Source organism: Pseudomonas sp. PS02303 (assembly GCF_029959925.1).
In the GTDB taxonomy this organism is placed as follows: Bacteria; Pseudomonadota; Gammaproteobacteria; order Pseudomonadales; family Pseudomonadaceae; genus Aquipseudomonas; species Aquipseudomonas mandelii.
Genome location: NZ_JASCOM010000466.1, coordinates 1 through 2,311, shown reverse-complemented (window position 1 = coordinate 2,311; position 2,311 = coordinate 1). Strand labels below are relative to the sequence as shown.

The following is a 2,311-nucleotide window of genomic DNA, read 5'->3' as shown; positions in this document are numbered from 1 at the left end:
GAGCGAGCCTGCTCGCGAAAGCAATCTGTCAGTCGAATGCTGACTGGCACACCGCTTTCGCGAGCTGGCTCGCTCCCACAGTTTTTGGCGTCGCCCCCTCCCAGCTAAAACCCTATATAATGTGCGCTTTTTAGCGATCCTGAATCCAAGGAGCTTTAGTGAGCACGTTGCCACCCTGCCCAAAATGCAATTCCGAGTACACCTACGAAGACGGCGCTCAGCTGATCTGCCCCGAGTGCGCCCACGAGTGGTCCGCCAGCGGCGAAGCCGAAGCGGCGTCCGATGACACCGTGAAAAAAGATTCGGTCGGCAACGTCCTGCAGGACGGCGACACCATCACCGTGATCAAGGACCTGAAGGTCAAAGGCACGTCGCTGGTGGTCAAGGTCGGCACCAAGGTCAAGAACATCCGCCTGTGCGATGGCGATCACGACATCGACTGCAAGATAGACGGCATCGGCCCGATGAAGCTCAAGTCCGAGTTCGTCAGAAAAGTCTGATTCTGTTGTCTTCCATCCCGCGCCCTGCGTGGGATGGTGCTTCACCCGCCCCGCCTCTCCCCACATATCCTCGCAATAGCCAAACGCCAGCCGTTTTGACCTTACGCAATCTTTACCCGGAAAAAATCACAAACCGCCAATAGGTCCTTGCTATTTGATGAACAAGAATTATTCTCATTGAAACCCATCAATGGAGATGAGACCCATGACTTATTTGATCGATGCCTGGCTGGACCGCCCACACCCCTACCTCAGGATCCTGCATCGGGAAACCGGGGAAGTCTGTGCAGTGCTTGAAGAAGAAGCCTTGAACGAGCTGCAGGATCAGGGTGATCTGGACGTCAACGGCTTGAGTTCCTGCGAGCCGGTGGTGCTCAAGGAACTGGTGCGCAATCTGTTTCTGTTCTGCTACGCCCGGGCGTTGCGCCCGACGAGCGATCTGAACCACAAGATCGAAGTATGAGTAGCACTAAACCCCGTAGGAGCGAGGCTTGCCCGCGAACCTGACAACTCGGTTCTGACTTGAACCGAGGTGATGCATTCGCGAGCAAGCTTCACTCCTACAGAATCAAGAGCTTACAGAACGTCGAGCAGTTCGACGTCGAATACCAGAACGCTGTGCGGCGGAATGCTGCCAACGCCTTGAGCGCCGTAAGCCAGTTCGCTCGGCACGTACAGGCGCCATTTGCTACCGGCATTCATCAGTTGCAGGGCTTCGGTCCAGCCAGCGATCACGCCGCCAACCGGGAATTCTGCAGGCTGGCCACGATCGTAGGAGCTGTCGAACACAGTGCCGTCGATCAGGGTGCCGTGGTAGTGAGTGCGCACTTGATCTTCACGGGTTGGCTTGGCGCCTTCACCTTGAGTCAGCACTTCGAATTGCAGGCCCGAGGCCAAGGTGGTGATGCCGTCACGCTTGGCGTTTTCAGCCAGGAAAGCCAGGCCTTCGCCAGCAGCCGCTTCGGCTTTTGCAGCTGCTTCGGCCTGCATGATTTCGCGGATCACCTTGAAGCTGGCGGACATTTCTTCCTGACCGACACGGCTAGGCTTACCGGCGAACGCGTCGGTCAGGCCAGCCAGGATCGCGTCCAGGTTAACGCCCGGTGGCGGGTTGTCGCGCAGTTGGTCGCCCAGCTGACGGCCAATACCGTAGCTGACGCGGGTTTCGTCGGTGGACAGATTTACTTCGGACATGACACTGCTCCGCTGTGCGGACGGCCCGGGAACTTGCCGTGCGTGCACAGCGCGTCCCGGAGCGCCCGGAACCAAAAGGGCCAGCAGACTAGCACAGATGCCGTTGCGCTGATCAGGGGGTCATTGCTACCAGCGAGAACTGAAGGCGATCGGCACCTTCAGGCCCTCTTCTGCACTGGCACCGAGTCCGCACATTTCATCATGGACCGACGTGTGCACAAGGTTGAAAGGCAAGGTGGGGAAGCGGTGCAGCACTTGACGCGCATGCTCCACCGAACGCAGGTGGAGCATATGGTCGCGGGCATCACTTAACGGATACGCCGCCCCATGCATGCGCGCCTCCAGCAGGTAGATCCCGCCTTCCATAGAAATCAGGTTCAGCTCATCGACTTTCCCTGCGATGGCATATGCACGTAATTCAACAAGGTTCATGAATGCACCTCATACGGTGTCAAGCCAATATCAATACATGCATAGGCTTCGGCACCTCAAAGTACAAGCCACAAACGACACCGCCCGTCTGTTTGCACCTGACTGTAGGAGCGAGGCTTGCCCGCGAAGGCGGTGTGACTGGCAACAACTGTATCGACTGACACAGCCCCTTCGCGGGCAAGCCT

4 protein-coding genes are annotated in these 2,311 nt (G+C 57.8%); 2 read left to right on the top strand and 2 right to left on the bottom strand.

The window, feature by feature from the left end:
* Positions 1-158: 158 nt before the first annotated feature.
* Both QMX98_RS34120 and QMX98_RS34115 read left to right on the top strand, forming a co-directional pair.
* Positions 159-500 (top strand): zinc ribbon domain-containing protein YjdM, encoded by a 342-nt coding sequence (locus QMX98_RS34120; protein WP_010467527.1) that lies wholly within the window; start codon positions 159-161, stop codon positions 498-500.
* A 205-nt stretch (positions 501-705) separates the two neighbouring features.
* Positions 706-963, top strand: coding sequence for a hypothetical protein (locus QMX98_RS34115; RefSeq protein ID WP_010467526.1), 258 nt, complete (start codon positions 706-708; stop codon positions 961-963).
* Between the two features lie 113 nt (positions 964-1,076).
* Here the strand turns inward: QMX98_RS34115 and QMX98_RS34110 are convergent, their stop codons facing one another.
* On the bottom strand, positions 1,077-1,694 hold the full coding sequence (locus QMX98_RS34110) for an FKBP-type peptidyl-prolyl cis-trans isomerase (RefSeq protein ID WP_010467525.1): 618 nt from the start codon (positions 1,692-1,694) through the stop codon (positions 1,077-1,079).
* Between the two features lie 126 nt (positions 1,695-1,820).
* Complete coding sequence (locus QMX98_RS34105) at positions 1,821-2,126, bottom strand: DUF6482 family protein (RefSeq protein WP_154501778.1); 306 nt, start codon at positions 2,124-2,126, stop codon at positions 1,821-1,823.
* Between the last annotated feature and the right edge of the window lie 185 nt (positions 2,127-2,311).

Excerpts from the sequence above, each read along its gene's own strand:
- QMX98_RS34115 (WP_010467526.1), top strand. The coding sequence starts at position 706 with ATGACTTATTTGATCGATGCCTGGCTGGACCGCCCACACCCCTACCTC.
- QMX98_RS34110 (WP_010467525.1), bottom strand. The coding sequence starts at position 1,694 with ATGTCCGAAGTAAATCTGTCCACCGACGAAACCCGCGTCAGCTACGGT.
- QMX98_RS34105 (WP_154501778.1), bottom strand. The coding sequence starts at position 2,126 with ATGAACCTTGTTGAATTACGTGCATATGCCATCGCAGGGAAAGTCGAT.